Below are 23,671 nucleotides of genomic sequence, written 5' to 3'. Positions count from 1 at the left end.
AGGAGGAGCGACGACCATGGCTCAGATGCAGACTACACAACCGACAATGGAAACAAGCCGCGAAGCGATGCGGGCCAATTATCTGGCCGATGAGCACCGCGTTATCAGCGAGCTGATTGCCCAGGCAAACCTCTCCGAGCAGGTGCGCAAAGCGATCTCCGGGCGTGCGGCTGATCTGGTCCGCGATGTGCGTAGCAACTCCAAACCGACCATGATGGAGAAGTTCCTCGCCGAGTACGGCCTGACCACCAAGGAAGGCGTAGCACTAATGTGCCTGGCGGAAGCGCTGCTGCGTGTGCCGGATAACGTCACCATCCATGAGCTGATCGAGGACAAGATCTCCTCCGGCAAGTGGAGCGAACATCGCGGTAAATCCAACTCATCGCTGATCAACACCACCACCTGGGGCCTGATGATGGCTGGCAAGGTGATCAGTCCGTCCGATACCCGCAGCCTGGTGGAAACCCTGCGCCAGCTGGTCAAGCGCATGGGCGACCCGATGGTGCGTACCGTGGCGCATCAGGCGATGAAAGAGATGGGGCGTCAGTTTGTGCTCGGTCGCACCATCGAAGAGGCGCAGAAAAACGCCCGCAAGTATGAATCCAGGGGCTACACCTACTCCTACGACATGCTTGGCGAAGCGGCGCGCACCGATGCGGATGCGCTGCGCTATCAGCGTGACTACGCCAGTGCGATCAAGGCGCTGGCGCTGAACTGCAAGCATGAGGATATCCGTGACAACCCCGGTATCTCGGTGAAACTCTCCGCCCTGCATGCGCGCTACGAATACGGTCAGCGCGACCGTGTGATGAGCGAGCTGGTGCCCCGTGCGCTGGAGCTGGTGAAGCAGGCGAAAGCCGCCAACATGGGCTTCAACATCGATGCGGAAGAGGCGGATCGTCTGGACCTTTCCTTCGATGTGATTGAAGCGATTCTGTCCGACCCGGAGCTGGCTGGGTGGGACGGCTTCGGCGTGGTGGTGCAGGCGTTCGGCAAGCGCGCCTCCCAGGCGCTGGACTGGCTCTATGCCCTGGCGGAAAAGCTGGATCGTCGCATCATGGTGCGTCTGGTAAAAGGCGCCTATTGGGACGCCGAGATCAAGCGTGCCCAGGTGATGGGGCTGGATGGTTTCCCGGTCTATACCCGCAAGGCGTGCAGCGATGTCTCTTACCTGGCCTGTGCGGAAAAACTGCTGGGCATGACCGATCGCATCTATCCGCAATTTGCCACCCACAACGCTCACTCCGTTTCCGCCATCGTTGAGCTGGCCAAGGGGCGTGACTGCTTCGAGTTCCAGCGTCTGCACGGCATGGGGGAATCTCTGCACGAAGCGCTGATGAACGGCGACGGCAAGCGCTGCCGCATCTACGCGCCTGTAGGTGCACACCAGGACCTGCTTGCTTACCTGGTACGTCGTCTGCTGGAGAACGGCGCCAACAGCTCCTTCGTTAACCAGATTGTCGATACCCGCATTACGCCGGAGCAGATCGCCCGCGATCCGGTGGCACTGGTGCAGTCGCTGGGCGAGAACGTCTCCAGCAACAAGATCGTGCGTCCGCAGGATCTGTTCGGTGAAGGTCGCCGTAACTCCAAGGGCTGGGATCTGACCGATCCGGTGGAAGTGGAATTCATGGAAGCCCAGCGTGGCGCCTTCCGCAGCTCCACCTGGAAAGGCGGCCCGGTACTGGCTGGATCAGTGGTAGGTGCCGAGCAGAAAGAGGTGCGTAACCCGGCCGATCCGAACGACCTGGTCGGTCAGCTGACCCTGTCCGCGCCGGAAGATATCGAGAATGCGATTGTTGCTTCCCAGCAGGGCTTTGCGAGCTGGTCCCAGCTCTCTGCCGAGGAGCGTGCCGCGCGAATCGATCGCGTTGCCGACCTGTATGAACAGAACACCCACGAGCTGTTTGCGCTGACCTCCCGCGAGGCAGGCAAGACGCTGCTCGACGCCATCGCCGAGGTGCGAGAGGCTGTGGACTTCGCCCGTTTCTACGCCAATGAGGGCGTGCGTATCGATGGTGAAGGCGACGCCCGGGGTGTGATCACCTGTATCTCGCCGTGGAACTTCCCGCTGGCGATCTTCACCGGCCAGGTCCTGGCGGCGCTGGCGGCAGGCAACAGTGTGCTGGCCAAGCCCGCGGACCAGACGCCGCTGATCGCGACCCGCGCCGTGGAGCTGATGCATGAGGCAGGCATCCCGAAAGAGGTGGTACAGCTGTTGCCGGGCGCCGGTGCTTCGGTGGGTGCGGCGTTGACCTCTGATCCGCGCATCAACGGTGTCTGCTTCACCGGCTCCACCGGTACAGCGCAGATCATCAACCGCGTGATGGCGGAGAAAATGGCGCCCGATGCTCCATTGGTGGCGGAAACCGGCGGTCTCAACGCCATGATCGTTGACTCCACGGCACTGCCGGAACAGGTGGTGCGCGATGTGCTGGCGTCCTCTTTCCAGAGTGCCGGCCAGCGCTGCTCTGCGCTGCGCATGCTCTACGTGCAGAAAGATATCGCTGATCATCTGCTGGAGATGCTGTTCGGGGCCATGGATGAGCTGCGTATGGGTAATCCCTGGGAGCTCTCCACCGATGTGGGGCCGGTGATCGACAAGGTCGCCCAGGCGAAGATCGAGAACCATTGCGAGAAGTTCGCCCAGAAAGGCCGGGTGCTGAAGTCCCTGGCGAAGCCGCAAGAGGGGATCTTTGTGGCGCCGACGGTGATCCGCCTGGACGGTATCGAAGAACTCGAAGAGGAGATCTTCGGCCCGGTACTGCACGTGGCTACCTTTGAAGCCAATGAGCTGATCAAGGTGGTGGACGATATCAACGCCAAGGGCTTCGGTCTGACCTTCGGTCTGCACACCCGTGTGGACAGCCGTGTGAACCGCATCGTCAACCGGATCAAGGTGGGTAACACCTACGTGAACCGTAACCAGATCGGCGCCATTGTTGGCTCCCAGCCGTTCGGTGGTGAAGGCCTGTCCGGTACCGGGCCGAAAGCGGGCGGTCCGCACTATGTGCGCCGTTTCAAGAACAGCGCCGTTTCTCCGTGTGACGCTGCCGACGCGGCCGTCGTTGTAGGTGCCGATAAGCTGAAGGCTGGGCTCAGCCAGCTTGCCGATGTTGAGGCTCCGGATGTGGAGGCCCGTGGCGCTGCGCTCAAGCCGTTTTTCCCCAAGGCGCCAGCGGCGCTGGATGCGGAACCTGAGCTGCTGCCGGGACCGACCGGCGAGTTGAACCGCCTGTCCAACTGCCCACGTGGATTGATTCTCTGCCTGGGCCCGGACAGTACGACAGCGCTGGAACAGGCGGTCGTGGCGCTCTCCCAGGGCAACAAGGCGGTTGTTATCGCCCCGGGCGCTGCTACTGCGCTTGCAGGGGCCGCCGAAGCCGGGCTACCGGTGATCGGTATTGATGGCGTGCTGCAACCGGAGGCGCTGATTCTCGCCAGCGGTTTCGACGCGGTGATCAGCTGTGCAGGACCCGACATGCTGAAGGAGTACCGCCAGGCGCTGGCCGAGCGCAGCGGAGCCCTGCTGCCGCTGCTGACCGAGCACCTGCTGGCCGAACGCTACGTGATCGAGCGCCACCTCTGTGTCGATACGACGGCTGCTGGCGGTAATGCAAGTCTGATCGCCGCATCTGAGTAAGTCAGGCCAAAGGCCGTGACGTTAAAATTCGGCACCAATAAAAATAAGCATTAGTGAATTTAATTCAGAGGTATAGATGAACAGCGTTGGCGCGTTGCAGGACGGGGAAGCACAGAGTAAGGAAGCTGATGTGTCGGTTGCGATAGAGTCAGATGAAGAGGGCAGTTTTATCCGCTCGTCCAATTGAGGCATATGCCCCTTTATTGAACTTGGACTGAGCCTATAGAGGAACGCGGCGAGTCCAAAAGGGCAGATCGACGTTCCGTGAAAAAGCCCGGGCGCTGTCAGGCAGCGTCCGGGCTTTTTGCGTTTTTTAACATTTTATTCGATCGCGCCAAGACGCATGTTCTCACCGCGGGCGCGCAGGTATTCCATGGTCAGCAGCAGCAGACCGGAGATGATCACCAGCAGGGTGGCCACGGCAAGGATGGTCGGGTTGATCTCCTCGCGCAGGCCGGAGAACATCTGGCGCGGAATGGTGCGCTGTTCGGGACCCGCCAGGAAGAGCACCACGATCACCTCGTCAAAGGAGGTGACAAAAGCGAACAGGGCACCGGAGATAACGCCGGGGCGGATCAGCGGCATGATCACCTTGAAGAAGGTGTAGACCGGCTTGGCGCCCATCCCCAGGGAGGCGCGCACCAGCGAATAATCGAACCCCGCCAGCGCCGCGTTCACCGTGATCACCACAAAGGGCGTACCCAGGGCGGCGTGGGCCAGAATCACGCCGATGTAGCTACCGGCGATATCCAGCTGGGTGTAGAAGAAGAACATGCCCGCCGCGGTGATGATCAGCGGTACGATCATCGGCGACAGCAGCAGTGCCATGATCATACGCTGGAACGGCATCTGGCCGCTGCTCAGGCCGATGGCGGCGGTGGTGCCGAGCACCGTGGCGATCAGCGTCGCCATCAGGCCGATGTAGAAGCTGTTCTTGATCGCCAGGATCCATTTCTGGTCGGCAAGGATCTCCTCGTACCACTTGGTCGAGTAGGCGTTGGGGTCCAGCGCCAGCATGCCGTCGGTGAAGGTGAAAAAGGGCTCGGCGTTGAACGACAGCGGGATGATCACCAGGATCGGCGCCATCAGGAACAGCAGTACCAGGTAGGCGGTCAGCTTGACGCCGGACAGGCCCAGCTTCTGCCAGATTGTGAAATAACGTGGAAACTTACCCATCTCAATGCACTCCTCAGCCCAGCTTCAGGTTACTGATGCCCACCAGGCGGTCATACAGCCAGTAGAGCAGGGTGATCAGCAGTAGCAGCAGGGAACCAAGCGCGGCGGCAAGCTCCCAGTTGTTGGACGACTGCATGTGGAAGGCGATGATGTTGGAGATCATCTGCCCCTCGGTACCACCGACCAGCGCGGGGGTGATGTAGTAGCCGATGGAGATGATGAACACCAGCAGTGCGCCGGCGCTGAGACCCGGTACGGTCATCGGCAGGTAGATGCGAATAAACGCCGGAATCGGCTTGGCGCCCAGCGACAGGGCGGCACGGAAGTAGCTTGGATCTATCCCCTTCATGACGCTGTACAGCGGCAGGATCATGAACGGCATCAGTATGTGGGTCATCGCGATTACCGTGGCGAACTGGGTGTATAACAGCTCCAGCGGCTCATCGATGATATGCAGTGACATCAGCGTGGAGTTGATCACGCCGTTGGTCTGCAGCAGTGCGATCCAGGCCGTGGTACGTACCAGCAGCGAGGTCCAGAACGGCAGCAGCACGAAAATCATCAGTGTATTGGCGATCCGCGAGGGCGCGTTGGCCAGGTACCAGGCCAGCGGAAAGCCGATCAGCGCGGTCAGTGCGGTGATGTAGAAAGCGATCTTGAGACTTTTCCAGTACAGATCCAGGTAGATCTGGGTATCCCGCTGTACGATCTCGCCCTGGGGATTGCGCTCCAGGTCGAGGGCGGTGAGGTAGAAGTCATCCTTGATGACGGACCCCGACTTTTTCATCGCCCGCCAGACGTTTACGTCTAACCACTTCTTGTTTGCATCCAGTACCAGTTGGCCACCACTGCTTTGCAGCTCGGCGAGATCCACGCGGCGCACCTTGCGTGCGGTGGACTTGATCAGGCTGGAGGCACCGGGATAGGCGCGGTTGATCTCTTCGGCCAGTTTGCCGGAGCGGCGCTCGCCGGCCAGGGTCTGCAGTTCCACGGCGAAGGTGTTGAGCGCGGCCGTCGGCGGCAGCTCCCCGGATTCTTCGCTCCAGTCATCCAGTTGCGCCAGCGTATCGGGTATCAGCTCGGCGACGGTGGGGTGGTAGAAGCTGCGGTACAGCATCGTCCCGATCGGGGCGACAAAAGTGACGAAGATAAACAGCAGCAGCGGCGCGACGAAAAAGATCGCCAACCATTTGCGGCGGCGGATGTTGCGGTCGGCCTGCCTGATCTCGTCTGGCGTCAACTCTGGGTTGGACATGCGTTAGAACCCTGTCAGGCCGGGCCACCCGCCGAGGGCGGCCCGGTGTAGTGCGCGTTTAAGTGCTCGAACTTTAACCGCTTACTGCAGCAGCCATTCGTTGAACTTCTCGCCGAGAGACTCGCCGTAGTCAGCCCAGAAGATGGAGGAGGCTTTCAGGCCTTCATCCAGGTGAGCGGACGGCAGCTTCGGCACGATGGCTTCATCGATGTACGCGTAGGAGGACTGACGGGTTGGGCCGTAAGCCACGTCAGGCATGCCGGACAGCGGCTTGGAGCCGGTGGCGAACTTGATGAAGTCGATCGCCAGCTCTTTCTTGTCGGTACCGGCAACGATTGCCCAGACGTCCAGGTCGAAGACATGACCGTCCCAGACCATTTCAAACGGCTTGTTCTCTTCCTGGATGGCGGCGAAGAAACGGCCGTTGGCGGACTGAACCATGACCGCGCCACCGTCGTTCAGCAGCTGCGGTGCCTGGGACCAGCTGTCGAACCAGACGATGTCGTCCTTGATGGTGTCGAGCTTGGCAAAGGCGCGGGCCTGGCCTTCCTCGGTGGAAAGCAGGTCGTAAACCTCGCCCTTGGGTACACCGTCAGCCAGCAGAGCCCACTCCATGTTTACCTGCGGACGCTTGCGCATGGCGCGCTTGCCCGGGAAGGTGGCAGTGTCGAAGAAGTCTTCCATCGAGGAGGGCTCGCCGCCTTCGATGGTGTCATGGTTGTACGCATAGAGCACGGTCCAGACGATGTTGCCGACGCCACACTCGTTGGCCAGGGCGTCCTCACTGAAATCCTCGGCGGCGGGGGTACCATCGTCGCCCGGGGGCAGCTGATCCATCGGGAAGACTTCGAGCAGACCTTCAGAGCAGGCGCGCTCCAGGTCGATCACTTCCATATCGATTACATCCCAGAGAATGTTGCCGCTCTCGACCTGGGCCTTGAGCTCGGCGACGCCGCCGGAGTAGTTCTCGAACAGGATGTTGGTACCGGTTTTCTCCATGTACGGGTCGATCATATGCTTCTGCTGCGCAGCTCCGTAGGAGCCCCCGAAGGAGACCGCGGTCAGTTCGTCAGCGCTTGCCAGGTTGGCAGACAGGCTGACGGCTGCAGCGGCCGCCAGGGTTAACAGTTTCTTCTTCATTGGATCACCTCTTCCAGACATTGAGTCATTGGTCCATAGACGTCGGGCATGCCTCATGCTGCCGCGACACTATCCTTGCTGGCCGGTTTGTCGAGCGCCAGGCCACGGTCCGTGGCCCAGGTCAGGCGGGTCTGGGAACCCGGCTCGATGACCGGTGCATCCTGATCGTTAAGCATTTTCACCATCAGCTCGGCGCCGTCGCTCATCTTGAAGAAGTAGCGGATGGCATCGCCCACATAGAGCCGGGTGATAAATTCGGCACTGATGACGTTATCGAATTCCCGGCCCGGCTCGGCGATAAACAGGTTTTCCGGCCGTACCGACAGAATGCATGGCTCGCCTTGGGGCGGGCAGTTGATATTCAGTGCCGTGACGCGATCGCCACGGGACAGGCTGATGGTGGCGGTCTGCTCGTTGCACTCCTCCACGGTGCCGTGAATGTGGTTGTTCTCGCCGATAAAGTCGGCGACGAAGGAGTTGGCCGGGGTTTCGTACAGCGCCGAGGGGTGCGAGCACTGCTGCACCACGCCGTCATTGAACACGGCGATGCGGTCGGACATGGTCAGCGCTTCGGTCTGATCGTGGGTCACATAGATAGCGGTGAAGCCGAGCTGCTCATGCAGACGTTTGATCTCGTACTGCATGTGCTCACGCAGGTTCTTGTCGAGGGCGCCGAGCGGCTCATCCATCAGCACGATGCTGGGCTCGAAAATCAGCGAACGGGCCAGGGCGACACGCTGCTTTTGGCCGCCGGAGAGCTGTCCGGGGTAACGTTTGCCAAAGGCATCGAGTTCCACCAGGGCCAGGGCGTCCTTGACCTTCTGCTTCACCTCGGCGGCGGGCAGTTTGCGCACTTTCAGCGGGTAGGCCAGATTTTCGGCGATGGTCATGTGCGGGAACAGGGCGTAGTGCTGGAACACCATGCCGATATTGCGGTGGTAGGGCGCCACATCCTGTACCGACTTGCCGTTGATCTCGATGGCGCCGCTGGTGACATCTTCGAACCCTGCCAGCATCATCAGGCAGGTGGTCTTGCCGGAGCCGGAAGGACCCAGCAGCGTCACGAACTCGCCTTTACGGATATCGAGGTTGAAGTTCTTTACCACCAGATTCTTCTGGTCATAACTTTTCTTGACGTTGATGAAGCGAACGTATTTGTCGTTGACGTCGGAACCAGACACTTCTTAACCCCTCACATTGCTGTCCATGGGCGCGCGATGGTGTTACCTGAAGGCAAACTACGTACCAGCTTGTTGCTAACTGGCGCGTTACAGTCGTTTCAGGAGGTAACCTGAGACGGCGCTTTAAGCAGTCTAGGCACAAATGCACTGGTTTTGTGCTTTTTGTGCACATTTTTGGTCAAATTTTACTTTTGCAGTAAAGATAGCTTTTAAAGGGTTCAACTAAAGTTGAATTCTCTCGACTGGGTGGTCAGGATACGAGTGGCTCGTTTTGTAACATCCGTTCCCTGACCTTTCTTAAAGCGTTTAATAGCCGCTCAACCCGTCGAATGCACTTCGACACTGGTCACGCCCCGATAGGGCGTCACTTCGTACAGCCCGCCCAGAACCATGTATTCCTGTTCGCCGTGTAACTGCCCCGGCAGCAAGCTGTCGAAACAGACAATCTTGGTCAGCGGTACCTCCACCTGCAGAATCCTGTGGCCGAAGCGCAGCGCCTCTTCCGGATCCAGGCTGAATGAACTCAGGTTGTTGAACAGCTTGAGAGGCCTACCCCGGTATTCACCGAACAGGTGGCCGACACTGCCGCGATAGAGCCTCAGGTGGGTCTGTGAGGGATATCGCTGCGCCAGTTCGTACTGACAGTAGGTGTAGAGCAGGTCGAGCTGGGTTTCCAGGGCGTTGGTGTTGTAGATGCCGCGCACACGCTCCTCCATGAAGCGATCGTAGGCATCGCTTTCTGGCCCCGGGATCGGCTCGCGGTGGAAGCGGGTCAGCAGGCCGAAGCGCGATTCCACCCAGCCTTTCCAGACTGCACCCTCGCGGCTGTCGGAATCGAAGAACCAGCCGCGCAGCAGACGCTTGTAGTGCGCCTTGGGCCGCGCTTGAGGCTCGTCCAGATCCGAGTCCGGCAGATCAGTGGCAGGTAGTCGGAACCTCAGGGTCATGTAGTTTCTGAACCGCTCCAGGCGCTGTTCTGCGCTGGCGCTCCTGTCCAACTGCTGCAGCAGGTCGGTGTAGAGCGCCTTCACTCCATCCAGCTCGAGCGGTGCGGGGGCGAGCTGGTATTCCAGGCTCGCGATGACCTTGGCGGGCAGGTTGCAGCGGTTGAGCGCTAACAGGGCGCTGCGCGGCGGCTGGGGGCAGGGCGGATTGGTGGTCATCGGGGGTCCGGTTCAGAGAGGATGTTTGATCTTAGCGGTTTACAGCGGGTCTGGTGCTGATCTGGGTCTGTTGCGGCTCAGGGAGTGATCAGTGTGGGCACCTCCGACAGGGGCGCCTCTTCGTCGCGCAGCAGGGGGGCGGGAAGGATCAGCAGGTTGACGTGCCAAGCGCGCAGCAGCGGTTTGAGCTGTGCTTTCTCCAGCGTGGCCAGGTCGGTGCGCAGCGCAACCCCGGGGGGCAGGTCGTGGGCGCGATGCCAGGGTGAATCGGGCAGCGCCAGCAGTACGATGGGCAGGTCCAGTTCAGCGGCGATGCGGCGGGCGTCCTCCAGAGCATGGTCGGAGGCACTGTCGCCACTGTGGATAACCGCCAGATGAGGTTTGCTGCTGCGGCGCAGGTCATCCCGGTAGGGCTTGAAGCCTGCCCGGATGCAGAGCAGTGCCGAATCCGCCTCGGGGCGTCGTGTTGCATGGGGGCTGACACGATCGACCTGCCAGTTGAATGGCTGCTGCAGGGCGATCTCCGCGAGCAGCTGGTTGAGCAGGTTGAGCCGGCGCTGCATACGCCGGTCGAGGCTGGCGCTGTTCAAGGGCCGGTGTGTCGCGCTGGAGCGGCAGATTTCGGTGGCAAAGGGGAGCTCGGCCAGGGTGTTGAGGGCTTCATCCTCCTCCAGTTGTGCCAGCAGGTCGGCGTCCAGGGCCCGTGCCAGCGCCACCCAGCGCGCCAGTTCCTGGCGTTCCGGAAGGCTGGTGTCGAAGCGAATCAGCAGTTGCCGGATCATGACGGCCCCTCGTTACTGCTCTGACTTGCCGCTGAGTTTGCGGGCCTGCTCGGTCCAGTCCAGCAGCTGCTGCTGAACCCGTCCATTGACGCTGGCGGGTGGGTAGCGGCCGCTGTCGTCCGCGTTGCCCGGTTTGCGCTCGAACAGCAGCTGGATCAGTTCGTCCAGGGTACTGACGGCGTAGATACTGAACTGCTGGTCACGGCAGGCCTGCACCACCTCTTTATCGAGTATCAGGTGGTCCACATTGGTTTTCGGAATCACCACCCCCTGGTCGCCACTCAGGCCACGGTTGCGGCAGAGTTCGAAGAAGCCTTCGATCTTTTCGTTGACGCCGCCGATCGCCTGGATTTCTCCCTGCTGGTTGATCGAGCCGGTGACGGCTAAGGACTGCTTGATCGGTAGCCCCGAAATGGCGGAGAGCAGCACACAGAGCTCCATGGCGGAGGCGCTGTCGCCATCGACCATGCCGTAGGACTGCTCGAACACCAGGCTGGCGTGCAGTGACAGCGGGGCGTTGCGGGCGTAGCGGGCACCGATGCAGTTGGCGAGAATCATCACACCCTTGGAGTGGATCGGGCCGCCGAGCTCGGTTTCGCGCTCGATATCGATCAGTTTGCCGCTGCCCAGGCGCGCCGTGGCGCTGATACGGGCCGGCTTGCCGAAACGCTGGTCACCGAGCTGGAATACAGACAGGCCATTGCCCTGGCCCACGGCTGTGCCGCTGGAGGCGAGCATAATGGTGCCGCGTTCGATCTGTTCCTGCATCACCTCGGAATACTGGGCGCTGCGGGTGCGCGCCAGTTTCAGCGCACGGCTGACATGCTCGGCGGCCACTTCGCTGGCGCCGGCCTGGGTGGCGCAGTAGCTGGCTTCGCGCAGCAGGTCCACCAGCTGGCCCCGATTGAGGGAGAGCTTGGCGCTGTCATCCACCCGGCGTGAACTCTGTTCGATCACCCGCTCAAGCCCCGACAGGGCGAAGGGTGCCAGTGCCTCCTCCTGCACCAGTTGGGTGATCAGGCCGAGATAGCTTTCGATATTGTCCCGGGAGCGGTCCAGCTGCTCGTTGAAGTCGGCGTAGATCTTGAACAGCGAACTGAACTCCGGGTCGTAGGCCTTGAGCAGGTAGTAGAGCCGCCGTTCGCCGATCAGAATCACCTTGACCTTCAACGGCATGGGTTCCGCTTCCAGTGATCGGGTACCGCTGATGCCGTACATTTTTTCCAGCGGGTCGATGCGGATTTCGTGGTTGCGCAGGGCCCGTTTCAGCCCTTCCCAGGCAAAGGGGTAGGAGAGCAGTTTCTGCGCGTCGACGATCAGGTAGCCACCATTGGCGCGGTGCAGAGCACCGGGCTGGATCAGGCTGAAGTCGGTGCTCAGGGTGCCGAAGTAGGACTGGTATTCGATCCGCCCGACCAGGTTCTGGTAGCTGGGAATATCCTCCACCACCACCGGGGAGCCCACATCACTGCTGTGGCTGACCAGCAGGTTGATATGGTAGCGGCGGAAACTGTCGCCCTTGGCGAGCTTGTGCAGCGGTGTCTTGGCGTTATCGTCTTTCTCCGGCGCAAAAAAATCATCCACGTTCTCGATCATGTCCTGGTGTACCTGATCGAGAAATGCCAGCACTTCGGTTTCGGTACCGTAGGTGTCGCGCAGCTGGGACAGGGCCGGGTCGATGATCGAGTGGGTGACCTCGTCCTCCAGCGCCTTGATCGCCTCGCGTTGCTCCTGCTGCAGCCTGGGCAGCTCCCGCACCAGCTCCGTGAGCTCGGCGTTGAGCCGCTCGAGGGCTGCCTTGATCCGGTCCTGCTCCTCCTTGGGCAGCGCCTTGAACTGGTCCGGTGTCATCAGCTTGCCGTCTTTCAGCGGCCCCAGCGTATAGCCGGCCGGCGTGCGCATCAGGGTGATCTGGTCCTCGTGGGCTTTTTCGCCCAGCGCCTTGAACTCGTTTTCCTCGCGCTGTTCGAACTCGTCGGTCAGCTCCTGTACCCGGTTGCGGTAGTCGTCGCTCTTGAACGTGGCAGGGATGCGGATCAGCAGTTGTTCCACCAGCTGCTGCATATCCCGTGACAGGGCCTGGCCGAGGCCCTGGGGCAGGCTGAGCATCTTCGGCTCGTGGCTGCGTTCAAAGTTATGCACATACACCCAGTCCTGGGGTGCTTCGCCCTGGGCAGCCTGGGCATTGATGGTGCGGGCCACCAGCTCGCGCCGGCCGATGCCGGTGGAGCCGCTGACAAAGAGGTTATAGCCCGGGTGCTTCATGCCCACGGCGAAGTTGATCGCCTCCATGGCACGGTCCTGTCCGAGCGCGGCAAATTCCGGCGACAGATCGGCGGTGGACCTGAAGCCGAACTGGCTCAGGTCGCAGCGGTGATAGAGCTGGTCAGCATCCAGCGGTTTCAGATCCATTACACCCATCCTTATTCATGGCTGTCCCACAGACAGCGTAGATCAGATGGCGCAAATGCGGCAGCACTTCTGTGTTGCCGTTTGTCCTGCGTCAGACCAGCAATAGCAGCCCACCGGCGGCCATACTGAGGCCGAGACCCGGTATCAGCGGGCGTAACAGCTCCCAGTTGCCGGCCATACCCGCCAGTATGCCCTTGACCAGGGTGTTGCTGATCGCGGCCAGGGTGATACCGACCACGGCAACCCGGTCACGGATACCGTTTTCCGCCATCCGGCTCAGCGTCAGCGTGATCGCGTCCACATCGGTCAGCCCCGCCACCAGGGAGACTATCCACAGCCCCTGCTCACCGATCTGGGCGAGTATCCCCTCGGCGGCCAGCATAATCACCGCCAGCAGCAGGCCGAATTTCAGAGCCGGGCCGATCTGGAACGGCTTCTGCTTCATCTGCGAGGTGTCCACGTTGCCGTGTGGTTCATCGTTGTGCCAGAGCCAGAGTGCGGTGGCCAGGCTGGCCAGGCTCATGCCGCCCAGCGGGATCGACAGCTGCTGCAGCAGCTCGACATTGAGCACCGCCACCAGCAGCAGAATACGTGGATACATGATGGCACTGGCGAGCAGAATGCCACCCGCCAGCAGGCGGTACATCGGCATCTGCTGGCTCATGCGCGCGAGGCTCAGGGTGGTGGCGGTACTGGAGGCGACACCACCAAAGGCGCTGGTGATCATCACCCCCTTGTCGGGGCCGGTCAGGCGCATGGCAAAGTAGCCGGCCAGGCTGATGGCAGTGATCAGCACCACCATCAGCCAGATCTCGTAGGGGTTCAGCGCATCCCAGGGGCCGTAGGTCTGATTCGGCAGCACCGGTAGCAGCACCGCGGAGATAAGTCCCAGTTGAAGGATGCCGCGCAGCTCCTCGCCACTAAGGCCATAGATCCAGTCATGCAGGGTTTCCTTGAAATGCAGCAGTACCGTGGTGATCACCGCGGCACCCACCGCCAGGCTGGATTCGCCGATCGATACCAGCAGACCGAGCAGAAAGGTGAGCAGGGCGGCAATCACTGTAGTGGTGCCGAAGTCCCGGTCATCGTCACTGTTGAGGCGGTAGCCCAGTGCCAGCAGGGTGGAGAGCCCAAGCAGCGTGGCCACCGGGATCCAGGGTGTCAGCAGGAGGCCGAGCATCCCGGAGACCTGACCGCTGACCGCCACCAGGGCAAAGGTACGGATGCCGGCCACGCGGCCACCGGCGCGCAACATGCGCTCGTGCCAGCCGCGCTCCAGGCCGATAAGCAGGCCCAGCGCCAATGCTGTCAGCAGTTGGACGATTGGTTCGTGGATCATGGGAAGGGCTCCTTGCCGGGAAAATCTCTTTTCTATCTTAAGCGTAGAAAAAAATGGCGCTCATGAGAGCGCCCAAGGCTTAGAGCAATATCGAAGTTCTGGCTTGCTGCGCGAACCCTGCTCTTTGTTGCCACTTTTCGACAGGCGACGAGCCTGCCTTCAAAGTGGCGCCGCGATCAGGATTCGCTCAGCAGCCCGGTGTCAGGAGAGGTAGCTGGTCTGCTTTGATAGCGAACCAGCCTTTAAACCTGACGGGGTGTGAGGGCAGCAGTCCCTTACATCTGCCCCTGAGTTTCGTAACGCACGTGCCAGCTCAGCGCCTCTTCCAATAGGTGCGGTGTGTGCATGCCGCGGCCAGAGTGCAGGGCGCGTTCGTAGTAGTCCATTAGCGCCGGGCGGAAATCCGGGTGGGCGCAGTTGTTGATGATCTCGTGGGCGCGCTGGCGCGGTGACAGGCCACGCAGGTCAGCAAGGCCCTGCTCGGTGACGATGATCTTCACATCGTGCTCGGTGTGATCCACATGGGAGACCATCGGCACGATGGCGGAGATGGCGCCATTTTTCGCGGTCGACGGTGATACGAAGATCGACAGGTAGCCGTTACGGGCAAAGTCGCCGGAGCCGCCGATGCCGTTCATCATCCGCGTGCCCATGATATGGGTGGAGTTGATGTTGCCGTAAAGGTCCGCCTCGATAAGGCCATTCATGGCGATCACGCCCAGGCGACGGGCCAGTTCCGGATGGTTGCTGATATCCTGCTGGCGCAGGATGATCTTGTCGCGGTAGAGATCGATGTTGTTATCGAACTCGGCGATCCCCTCTGGGCTCAGCGAAAACGCGGTGGCCGATGCGGTCGCGAGGGTGCCGGATTTGAGCATCTTCAGCATGCCGTCCTGGATCACCTCGGTGAAGGCGGTCAGGTTTTTGAACGGACCGGCATCCAGGCCTTCGAGCACGGCGTTGGGGATGTTGCCGACACCGGACTGGATCGGCAGCAGCTCTTTCGGCAGTCGGCCCAGCTCGATCTCGCGGTGGAAGAAGTTGAGAATGTGCTCCGCAATCTTGCGGGAAGTCTCGTCCGGCGCCTTGAACGGGGTGTTGCGATCGGCAGCGGAGGTCTCCACCACGGCGATCACCTTGTCCATCGGGCAGGCCAGGTAGGGCTCGCCGATGCGGTCAGAGGGATCGGTAATCATGATCGGCTTGCGGTTCGGCGGCAGGGCGGTGCCGTAATAGACATCGTGCATCCCTTCCAGCTTGGCGTTCTGTTTGCTGTTGACCTCGAGGATGATCTTGTCCGCCTGCTCGATCCAGGTCTTGTTGTTACCCACCGAGGATGAGGGAATCAGGCTGCCGTCTTCACGAATGCCGGCCACTTCGATCACCGCCAGATCCATCTTGCCGAGGAAGCCGGACCAGGCGTACTGGGATACTTCAGACAGGTGGATATCCACGTAATCCATCTTGCCGGTGTTGATGCGGTCACGGCAGATGGGGTCGCTCTGGAACGGCAGACGCATGTCGATGCCGTCCACTTCGGCCAGCACACCATCCAGTTCCGGAGCGGTGGATGCGCCGGTCCATATGCTGATACGGAAGGGGTCGTTCCCGGCGGCGTTAAGCTTGCGGATACGCTCTGCCAGGGCGCCGGGAACAGCCTTGGGATAACCCGCGCCGGTAAAACCGCTCATGCCGACATTGATACCTGCAGGGATCAGCTCGGCCGCCGCTGCGGCGCTCATGACGCGAGCGCGCAGAGCCGCGCAACGAATGCGTGATTCGGAAGACATAGGACTTTCCTCAGATCTTTTAATTGTCGACAAGTGTGGAGTTGGAGTTATTGCTGCCGACGAAGGGGTAGTTATAAGAAGGGCGATTATAAAGGGATAGAGGCCCGGCTCTAGGGTGGGGATCTAGTCTATTAGTCTAAATTTGCAACAAAGTTGTCGACATTGTGCTGTTTTTTGCATCAAAGTGTTGTAGGTTTTGGGGCCGGAATCGATGCAAAAAGCGAAGAAAAAGCCCCGCCGTTTCGGGCAGGGCTGGTTTTCTGGTGTCGCCGCTGAACCTACTTTTTCTTCAGCGGCGCAAAACCGTCGTTGCTGATGGGCGTCGGCGCTGCCGGCTGAGCACGGCGTTTGCCCACCTGCTTTTTATCCCGCGCGCGTTTCTTCTCTTTCGGCTTATCCCCGGCCTTCTTGCTGTCTTTCTTCTTGCGGGTACCGGCGGCCTTACCGTTGCTCTTCACCTTTTTCGGCCCGCGATAGCTGCCTTCGATGCCTTGCAGCGTGCGCGGTTCGAATTTGAGGTGCAGGTAGCGTTCGATACTGGCCTTCAGGTTCCACTCGTTGGGCGCGATCAGACAGATCGCCAAGCCCTCGCGACCGCTGCGGCCGGTACGGCCAACGCGGTGTACATGTTCGTCACCGCTGCGCGCCAGGTCGAAGTTAACGACCAGGTCGATGCCTTCGATATCCAGGCCGCGCGCTGCTACATCGGTGGTGATCAGGATATTGATGCGGCCCTCGCGCAGCAGGTTGAGTACGCGGGTACGTTCCGGCTGGCTGAGTTCACCGTGCAGCACACCCACGCGCAGTCCCTTGGTCTGCAGCTTGGAATTGAGTGATTCGCTGAGGGCACGGTAGTTGGTGAAGACGATCGCCTTGTCGTACGTTTCGTTCTTCAGCAGCCACTCGAGCTGACGTTCCTTGAGCTTGGCATCGTCCGCCAGGATCACTTGCTGACGGATGTGGGTCAGTTCCGTCTGAGCGGTGCTGAGCTGGATCGTTTCCGGCTCCTTCAGCACGCGATCGAGGATGTCGCCGACGCCTCGATGGGTCAGGGTCGCGGAGAACAGCATGCTCTGACGCTCAGAACGGCAGGCGTCGGTGACAAACAGCACCTCTTCGCGGAAGCCCATATCGAGCATCCGGTCCGCTTCGTCGAGAACCAGGAATTCGAGGTCGTCGAAATCCAGGGTCCTGCGCTCCAGGTGCTCCTTGATGCGCCCCGGGGTGCCGACGATGATCTCCGGATTCTTGCGGATCTTGGCCGCCTGATTCTCGTAGTTCTCTCCACCGCAGACCGACAGGGCTGTGACGCGGGTAAAAGCGGCGAGCTTTTCGCACATCGCGGTGACCTGCTCGGCCAGCTCGCGGGTTGGCGTCAGGATCAGGCCGCGGGTCCCGCTGCGCGGCGCTGATACTTCAACGCAGCGCTGCAGAATCGGCAGCAGAAACGCCAGGGTTTTGCCGCTGCCGGTCTCTGCGCTGACCATCAGGTCCTTGCCTTCGAGTGCGGGGGGCAGTGCAGTGGCCTGCACTTCGGTGGGCTTGGTGAAACCCAGGGTATCGATCGCCTTCATCAGGCGTTCATGAAGAGATAACTCATCGAACACGGGGGGGTATTTCTCCGCAAAATGGGATAGCGCTGAAGGAGGCTCTGCGCTTTGTGTATGTAAAGACGAATCCTAGCAGAAAAGCGGCGTAACGCCGATCAATGGATGAACAGAGTTTGCCAGCGCGCTTGCTGCGCCCCCTTGGTTGAGTTGCCCCCGTACTCTTCCAGCACTTATCCACAGATACCGGGGATAAGTGTGGGTAACATCCTGGTGCATTGCAGCAAGGGGTGTGTTCCCAGCGATTTTCGACGCACGCAGGTCGAGCCGAATATTGGGTATCTTCATCGCCGTGAAATCGATAACGGCAGTTTATTGAAATAGCTCAAAGCTATTGCTTGTTTATCTATAATTAATTTTTCCCTTACCTCTCCTGCGGTTACTCTGAACCCAGTTGCAAATCAATGAGATCCGAGGAGAACAAGATGTTGGAAAATCGTGAAGGACAGCGTGTCCCCGAAGTCACTTTCCCCACCCGAGTGAATAATGAGTGGGTCAATGTCACCACGGAAGAGCTGTTTGCCGGTAAAACCGTGATCCTGTTCGCGCTGCCCGGTGCCTATACGCCGACCTGCTCAAGCACCCATTTGCCGCGGTACAACGAACTGGCGCCGGTATTCAAACGTGAAGGTGTGGATAGCATCATCTGTCTGTCGGTAAATGATCCGTTCGTTATGAGCGCCTGGGCCGGTGATCAAAGCGCCGCCAACCTTTACATGCTGCCGGACGGTAACGGCGAGTTCTCCGAAGGTATGGGGATGCTGGTAGAAAAACGTGACCTGGGCTTTGGCAAGCGCAGCTGGCGCTACTCCATGCTGGTGAAGGATGGCGTGATCGAAAAGATGTTCATCGAGCCGGATGTGCCGGGCGACCCGTTCGAAGTGTCAGACGCCGATACGATGCTCGATTACATCAACCCCAAGGCCGAGTTGCCATACCGGGTTTCAATGATCACCAAGCCAGGCTGCCCGCACTGTGTGCGCGCCAAGAAGCATCTGGCAGAGAAGGGGATGGCCTACGAAGAGATCCAGTTGGGGCAAAACGGCATCACCTACTCCACGTTGGCGGCGATCAGTGGCCGTGGCACCGTGCCGCAGATCTTCATCGATGGCGAACATGTGGGCGGCGCCGATGAGCTGGAGCACTGGTTGGCTCGCTAACAGGACTCTGTAGCCGAAACCTGTCAGGAACAGCGCCATCACGGCGCTGTTTTTTTATCCGACAGGGCGTGAACTTGCGTTCACCCGATCTTTTGAATACAAAAGCTTGGAGGGCTGTTGGCCGGTCCGGCAGCGACTTCAGAGGGGGCAGGGTGATGCGAGTCTATATTGCTGTTCTTGTCGTTGCACTGTTGGCGGGGTGCAGCAGTAACGGCCCACGCTATTCATCCCCAAACCTTCCCGATTCCGATTATTCCCGCCGCGCCGATCTGCACGGCCAGTATCAGTCCTGGAAAGGAACCCCCTACCGTCTGGGCGGGCTGGGCCGCAGTGGTATCGACTGCTCCGGATTTGTCTACCGGGTGTTCGATGATCTGTACGGTATGAAGCTGCCCCGCACCACCGAAAGCCAGGTTGAACTCGGTTACAGTGTTGATCGTGATGAACTGGAAGTGGCTGACCTGGTGTTTTTCAAAACCGGCTGGCGTACCCGCCATGTGGGCATCTACATCGGCGGGGGAGAGTTCCTGCACGCCTCCACCAGCCGAGGTGTGGTTATCTCATCGCTGGATAACCCCTACTGGCGTCGCCACTACTGGACCTCCAGGCGATTTGCCGACTGAGTAATTGGTATAAGTCCCGCTTGTTTTCTCTCTTTTATACACTGCGATCCCTTCACGCTGGAGCATCCAGTCAACTTACCCCCAGTGGATAACCTTTGATCGACGTTTCTGTGAGTAATCCTTGGGGATAAACGAGGTAGATCACCTGCCCTCAGCGTTGTAAACAGGCAAATTGGCCCGATTTGCCTGTTGACATTTTTCCGGTCATCAAAAGTTTTCCCACGCTGTATGATTAGTGATCGCTTTTCTTCAGCCCAGGTATGACGGGGCTTTGAATCTTAATTCCTCGTGATGTCCCAAACTTATCCTCACAGTTGCACACAGATTCTGTTTGCAACCTGGGTGTCATAGAAGGTCAGGACTCCCGGGCGCTTTTCCCTGTGGGTAGAGTGTTGGGATGACTGTGTGGGTTGTGTTGATAACTTCTCGGCTCTGGGGGAAACGCCCATCCAGTCACGACCCTGAAAGGGTCTGTGCATAGTTTTTGTTTATAACTCTGACAGTAACGGGCGACATTTAGGCTGGTTGGCTGTTTTTGGCTGGAGTAAATTAGGCTCAACGGGAGGCCGGCAGCCCTGGCGCTGCGGTCGGAAAAGCGTTTCTGCTGCGGGAAAGCTCAATGATCTATATCCGCCACTGCCTGACATGGCTACTGATGGCGATACTGGTGTCGGGATGTGCCGACGACAAGCAACCGCTGCGATTAGGCACCGTGGTTTGGCCCGGATATGAGCCCATCTATCTGGCGCGCTCTCAGGGCTACCTGGACAGCGAACAGCTGCGCCTTGTGGAATTGTTGTCCACCGGTGAAGTGATGCGCGGCTTCCGCAACGGCGCCCTGGATCTCGCCGCCCTGACGCTGGATGAAACGCTGCTGCTGGCGCAGGAGGTGGACGACCTGCAGATTCTGCTTGTTACCAACACCTCGTTCGGTGCCGATGCGGTACTGACACGTGGAGCCAGCAGTATGCAGGCGCTGAAAGGGCGCAGGGTCGGTGTCGACTCCACGGCGCTGGGCGCTTATTTCCTGTCCCGCGCACTCAGTAAATCCGGTATGACACTGGCCGATATACAGCCGGTTCCCCTGTCGGTGGACATGCACGAGAAAGCCTTCCTGTCAGGACGCGTTGATGCCGTGGTGACCTTCGAGCCGGTGCGCTCCCGCCTGCTGGCTGCCGGCGCAACAGAGGTGTTCAGCAGTCGTGAAATACCCGGTGAGATTATCGACCTGTTCGTGGCTCGTGGCGAGGTGCTAAGCGAGCGTCCCGAGGCGATCAAGCATCTGATTAAAGCCTGGTATCGAGGTGTGGAGTTCCTGCAGAAAAATCCCGCGGAAGCCCAGAGTCTGATGACGGACCGGCTTGGCCTTAGCAAGGAACAGGTGGCAATAGCGCTGCAGGGGCTCAGGATTCCCGGTCGGGCAGAGGTTCAGGATATGCTATACGGCAATGAAGCTAACATAGGTACCCAGGCACAGCGCGTGTACCGGATCATGGAGGAGAAAAAACTGCTCACCGAGAAAATTGACCTGGATCGAATCGTGGCGGCGCAGTCTGTATGGGATTGAAACTGGCGTCACCTCCACTGCGTTTGATGTTACCGCTGTTCATTCTGATTGGCGGCGTTCTGGCGCTGCTGTTCGTCCTCTTCGTTGCGCGTCCCTATCTGTTGTTCCTGACCGATTCCAATGCCCGGACCGAGATCAGCTATTCGGTCAACCGGCTGCAGGGATCCCTCGAATACCTGCTGCTGCGCGGGGACCTGCAAGGCGTTCAGCGCGAGGTCGCCGCGACCAGCATGCGCAGGTATGTCAAACACCTGATTGTTCTCGACGACAAGGAGCGGGTGCTGGCCTCTTCACGGCTTGCAGACCGCGGCCAGGAGATTGAACGCCTCAACCTTCACCTGCCGGCCTCCTTTCTGGCCGAGATTAAGCGCTCCGGCGGCCTGAGTTTTTACGATTCGCCACAGGAGAACACCATCTACGGAGCGGCGCCGGTCCGATTGCCGGACCCGGCGGAGGCGCGCCAGTCCAGCCGCGGACTGCTGATTATCGAGGTAGATACCCGGCTGCTGGGTAACAACCTGCTGGGCCGGATCGACAATTTCTTTCTCTGGATCGCGGGCTTTATCCTGGTGAGTGCTTTCCTGGTCTGGTATGCCGGCGAACGCCTGGTCAACCGCAGGCTGAAACGGATCATGGCGGGTATTGGTGACCTGGAAGCGGGGCGTTATCACGCGGGTGTTGAGCTTGAGGGCAGGGATGAACTGGGGCAGATCGCCACGGCCCTGAACCGGCTCGCTTCATCGCTGCACTGCAGCCGACGGGAGCTGGAAAATCAGATCCAGCTGTTTGACGGCGTGATGAGCCATATGCCGGCGCTGGTGAGTATCGTGACCGAGGAAAACGAGTTCCTGTATGTGAATCCCCGCTTTCGCGAGTTTTACGGTAACGACCCGGTGGCGGCAAAACTGTCGATCAGGCGTTATTTCCCGGAACAGATATCGGGCCGTCACGAGCAGCTAAATGCCCAGGTACTGGCCAAGGGGGGAGCGATGCAGCTCCACCTGACAACCAGCTACGCAGGCCGGGAAACCACCTGGTTCATGATCAAGTTTCCCATCATGGATGGCGACCGGCGCGCCGTCTGTACCGTGTCCCTGGATATCACCGAGCAGGAAACCAACGAGCAGCTGGTGGTGCTCTCCCGGCGCATCTTTGAGAACACCTCGGAAGGCATCGTAGTGCTTGATGATAAAAGCCGTATTGTCGAAGTGAACGCCTCCTTTGCCCGTATCTACGGCAGCTCCAAGGAGCAGCTGGTTGGCAAAAGAATCGACCTGGTGGACCCCAGGCTTGGATCGCCAGCGTTGATCAAGGAGGTGGACAGCGCCCTGGCCGAGGAGGGGCGATGGCAGGGGGATCTGGACTGCCGTCGCAGCGATGGCTCGGTCTATCCGGCGCGTCTGTCGGTGAGTTCGATCACGGACAATGACGGCCGTGTCAGTGGTTTCTTCGCCATCTACCAGGATATCAGTGCCGAGAAACAGGCCGAGGCGTCACTGCAGGAGCTGGCCTATTTTGATGCCTTGACCGGGCTGTACAACCGGGCGTCGTTCAAGCTGCAGCTGCAGCAGGCTCTGGAGCGCCTGAAGCGCTACGATGAGCACTTTGCCGTGCTGTTTATCGATCTGGATCGCTTCAAGGAGGTGAACGACTCTTTCGGTCACGAACGGGGCGACCAACTGTTGGAACAGGTCGCGAGTCGTCTCAAGCATCTGCTCCGCGAGCTGGATATCGCCTGCCGCCTCGGGGGCGATGAGTTCACCGTGCTGGTACCCCATGTCAACGAAGCAGAGCAGCTTGGCGTTATCGCCGGCAGGCTGATTGATGCGATCAGCGAGCCATACAGCATCGATGATCAGGAGCTGCGTATCGGCTGCAGTATCGGCATCGTGGTGGCACCGAAGGACGGCGATGAGAGCGACCTGCTGATGCGCAACGCCGATGCGGCGATGTATCACGCCAAGGACTGTGGACGCGGCCGCTATGCCTTCTTTGACAGCCAGATAGATGATCGAAACCGCCGCCGCATGCAGATAAAAAACGGCCTCAGACTGGCGCGGCAGCGGGAGGAGCTGAGCCTGGTCTATCAACCGGAAGTTGATCCTCTGACCGGCGAGGTGGGAATCTATGAGGCGCTGATGCGCTGGTACAGCAACGAGATCGGTGCGGTGTCACCGGTTGAGTTTATCGCCGTGGCGGAGGAGTCCGACCTGATCGAGGAACTGACCGAGTGGATGATCGAGCAGGTGGCCAAGGACTGCCAGCAGGCGCCGCTCAAAGCGTGCAAGATCAGCATCAACCTGTCGACCCGTCAGTTCCAGAGTGAAAGCTGGCTGCGCCAGATAAAGACCGCCGTCAGCAACGGGTTTATCGATCCTGAGCGCTTCTGTATCGAGGTCACCGAAAGTGCCCTGGTGGAGGATTTCTCCCGGGCCAACCTTCAACTGCAGACGATCAAGAAGCTGGGGATAGCGGTGGCGATCGATGATTTCGGTACCGGTTACTCGTCGCTGTCATACCTCAAGCGGATGCCGATCGATTACCTGAAGATCGATCGCTCTTTCGTTGCCGATATCGGCCAGGACCCGGATGACCAGACCATTGTCGAGACAGTGATTGTCATGGCGCATGCACTCGGCCTGAAAGTTGTGGCCGAGGGGGCCGAAAACGAGGAGCAGGTGGCGTTTCTGACCGCGAACCGCTGTGATCTGATCCAGGGTTACTACTATGCCAGGCCGATGAACCTGCATGATCTGGCGCAACAGGCAGAAAACAACTGAACACTCTTTGATCAATTTAAACAATGAGTTAAAGAAAGTTCAGATAAGCGGTT

15 protein-coding genes are annotated in these 23,671 nt (G+C 59.8%); 5 read left to right on the top strand and 10 right to left on the bottom strand.

The genetic code is table 11. The annotated features are described in order from the left end of the window. The first annotated feature begins 16 nt into the window (after positions 1-16). Positions 17-3,643, top strand: coding sequence for a bifunctional proline dehydrogenase/L-glutamate gamma-semialdehyde dehydrogenase PutA (putA, locus tag ACQUQP_RS19230; RefSeq protein WP_432696642.1), 3,627 nt, complete (start codon positions 17-19; stop codon positions 3,641-3,643). A gap of 321 nt (positions 3,644-3,964) precedes the next feature. Here the strand turns inward: putA and ACQUQP_RS19225 are convergent, their stop codons facing one another. From ACQUQP_RS19225 to ACQUQP_RS19180, 10 genes are all read right to left on the bottom strand, one after another. Further along, a complete protein-coding gene (locus ACQUQP_RS19225; protein ID WP_432696641.1) occupies positions 3,965-4,819 on the bottom strand; it encodes an ABC transporter permease in 855 nt (284 codons plus the stop codon). A gap of 13 nt (positions 4,820-4,832) precedes the next feature. Next, positions 4,833-6,074, bottom strand: coding sequence for an ABC transporter permease (locus ACQUQP_RS19220; RefSeq protein ID WP_432696640.1), 1,242 nt, complete (start codon positions 6,072-6,074; stop codon positions 4,833-4,835). An 81-nt stretch (positions 6,075-6,155) separates the two neighbouring features. Then, positions 6,156-7,214: an ABC transporter substrate-binding protein gene (locus ACQUQP_RS19215; protein WP_432696639.1), complete on the bottom strand. Its 1,059-nt coding sequence runs from the start codon at positions 7,212-7,214 to the stop codon at positions 6,156-6,158. A gap of 53 nt (positions 7,215-7,267) precedes the next feature. Next, positions 7,268-8,395, bottom strand: a complete 1,128-nt coding sequence (locus ACQUQP_RS19210) for an ABC transporter ATP-binding protein (RefSeq protein WP_432696638.1) — start codon at positions 8,393-8,395, stop codon at positions 7,268-7,270. Positions 8,396-8,712: 317 nt separating this feature from the next. Next, entirely contained in the window at positions 8,713-9,558 is an 846-nt protein-coding gene (locus tag ACQUQP_RS19205) for an NAD(+)--dinitrogen-reductase ADP-D-ribosyltransferase (protein WP_432696637.1), read from the bottom strand. Between the two features lie 77 nt (positions 9,559-9,635). Continuing rightward, on the bottom strand, positions 9,636-10,340 hold the full coding sequence (locus ACQUQP_RS19200) for a hypothetical protein (RefSeq protein WP_432696636.1): 705 nt from the start codon (positions 10,338-10,340) through the stop codon (positions 9,636-9,638). Positions 10,341-10,352: 12 nt separating this feature from the next. Continuing rightward, entirely contained in the window at positions 10,353-12,752 is a 2,400-nt protein-coding gene (locus ACQUQP_RS19195) for a Lon protease family protein (RefSeq protein WP_432696635.1), read from the bottom strand. 91 nt (positions 12,753-12,843) lie between these two features. Then, positions 12,844-14,091 carry an MgtC/SapB family protein gene (locus ACQUQP_RS19190; protein WP_432696634.1) on the bottom strand — a complete coding sequence of 416 codons (1,248 nt, stop codon included), beginning with the start codon at positions 14,089-14,091 and terminating at the stop codon, positions 12,844-12,846. A gap of 275 nt (positions 14,092-14,366) precedes the next feature. Beyond that, a complete protein-coding gene (locus ACQUQP_RS19185; protein WP_432696633.1) occupies positions 14,367-15,881 on the bottom strand; it encodes an acetyl-CoA hydrolase/transferase family protein in 1,515 nt (504 codons plus the stop codon). A gap of 278 nt (positions 15,882-16,159) precedes the next feature. Then, positions 16,160-17,488 (bottom strand): DEAD/DEAH box helicase, encoded by a 1,329-nt coding sequence (locus ACQUQP_RS19180; RefSeq protein WP_432696632.1) that lies wholly within the window; start codon positions 17,486-17,488, stop codon positions 16,160-16,162. Positions 17,489-17,913: 425 nt separating this feature from the next. On the opposite strand from ACQUQP_RS19180, the gene ACQUQP_RS19175 reads away from it, so the two are divergent. From ACQUQP_RS19175 to ACQUQP_RS19160, 4 genes are all read left to right on the top strand, one after another. Then, on the top strand, positions 17,914-18,648 hold the full coding sequence (locus ACQUQP_RS19175; protein WP_432696631.1) for a glutathione peroxidase: 735 nt from the start codon (positions 17,914-17,916) through the stop codon (positions 18,646-18,648). 155 nt (positions 18,649-18,803) lie between these two features. Next, positions 18,804-19,271: an NlpC/P60 family protein gene (locus tag ACQUQP_RS19170; RefSeq protein ID WP_432696630.1), complete on the top strand. Its 468-nt coding sequence runs from the start codon at positions 18,804-18,806 to the stop codon at positions 19,269-19,271. Positions 19,272-19,890: 619 nt separating this feature from the next. Beyond that, positions 19,891-20,838 (top strand): ABC transporter substrate-binding protein, encoded by a 948-nt coding sequence (locus tag ACQUQP_RS19165; protein WP_432696629.1) that lies wholly within the window; start codon positions 19,891-19,893, stop codon positions 20,836-20,838. Further along, the gene (locus ACQUQP_RS19160; RefSeq protein WP_432696628.1) at positions 20,829-23,618 is read left to right on the top strand and encodes an EAL domain-containing protein; all 2,790 of its coding nucleotides are present in this window, start codon (positions 20,829-20,831) and stop codon (positions 23,616-23,618) included. Before ACQUQP_RS19165 ends, ACQUQP_RS19160 begins: the two co-directional genes overlap by 10 nt. Positions 23,619-23,671: the final 53 nt, after the last annotated feature.

This window comes from Marinobacterium sp. YM272 (assembly GCF_050908845.1).
GTDB lineage: Bacteria > Pseudomonadota > Gammaproteobacteria > Pseudomonadales > Balneatricaceae > Marinobacterium_D.
Note: the sequence above shows the minus strand (reverse complement) of the source record. Positions and strands in the feature narration are given on the sequence as shown.

Bases quoted from the DNA above. Each gene is read 5' to 3' on its own strand.
- ACQUQP_RS19215 (WP_432696639.1), bottom strand. From the start codon at position 7,214: ATGAAGAAGAAACTGTTAACCCTGGCGGCCGCTGCAGCCGTCAGCCTG.
- ACQUQP_RS19220 (WP_432696640.1), bottom strand. From the start codon at position 6,074: ATGTCCAACCCAGAGTTGACGCCAGACGAGATCAGGCAGGCCGACCGC.
- ACQUQP_RS19185 (WP_432696633.1), bottom strand. From the start codon at position 15,881: ATGTCTTCCGAATCACGCATTCGTTGCGCGGCTCTGCGCGCTCGCGTC.
- ACQUQP_RS19175 (WP_432696631.1), top strand. From the start codon at position 17,914: ATGTTGGAAAATCGTGAAGGACAGCGTGTCCCCGAAGTCACTTTCCCC.
- putA (WP_432696642.1), top strand. From the start codon at position 17: ATGGCTCAGATGCAGACTACACAACCGACAATGGAAACAAGCCGCGAA.
- ACQUQP_RS19195 (WP_432696635.1), bottom strand. From the start codon at position 12,752: ATGGATCTGAAACCGCTGGATGCTGACCAGCTCTATCACCGCTGCGAC.
- ACQUQP_RS19205 (WP_432696637.1), bottom strand. From the start codon at position 9,558: ATGACCACCAATCCGCCCTGCCCCCAGCCGCCGCGCAGCGCCCTGTTA.
- ACQUQP_RS19190 (WP_432696634.1), bottom strand. From the start codon at position 14,091: ATGATCCACGAACCAATCGTCCAACTGCTGACAGCATTGGCGCTGGGC.
- ACQUQP_RS19160 (WP_432696628.1), top strand. From the start codon at position 20,829: ATGGGATTGAAACTGGCGTCACCTCCACTGCGTTTGATGTTACCGCTG.
- ACQUQP_RS19200 (WP_432696636.1), bottom strand. From the start codon at position 10,340: ATGATCCGGCAACTGCTGATTCGCTTCGACACCAGCCTTCCGGAACGC.
- ACQUQP_RS19165 (WP_432696629.1), top strand. From the start codon at position 19,891: ATGATCTATATCCGCCACTGCCTGACATGGCTACTGATGGCGATACTG.
- ACQUQP_RS19225 (WP_432696641.1), bottom strand. From the start codon at position 4,819: ATGGGTAAGTTTCCACGTTATTTCACAATCTGGCAGAAGCTGGGCCTG.
- ACQUQP_RS19170 (WP_432696630.1), top strand. From the start codon at position 18,804: ATGCGAGTCTATATTGCTGTTCTTGTCGTTGCACTGTTGGCGGGGTGC.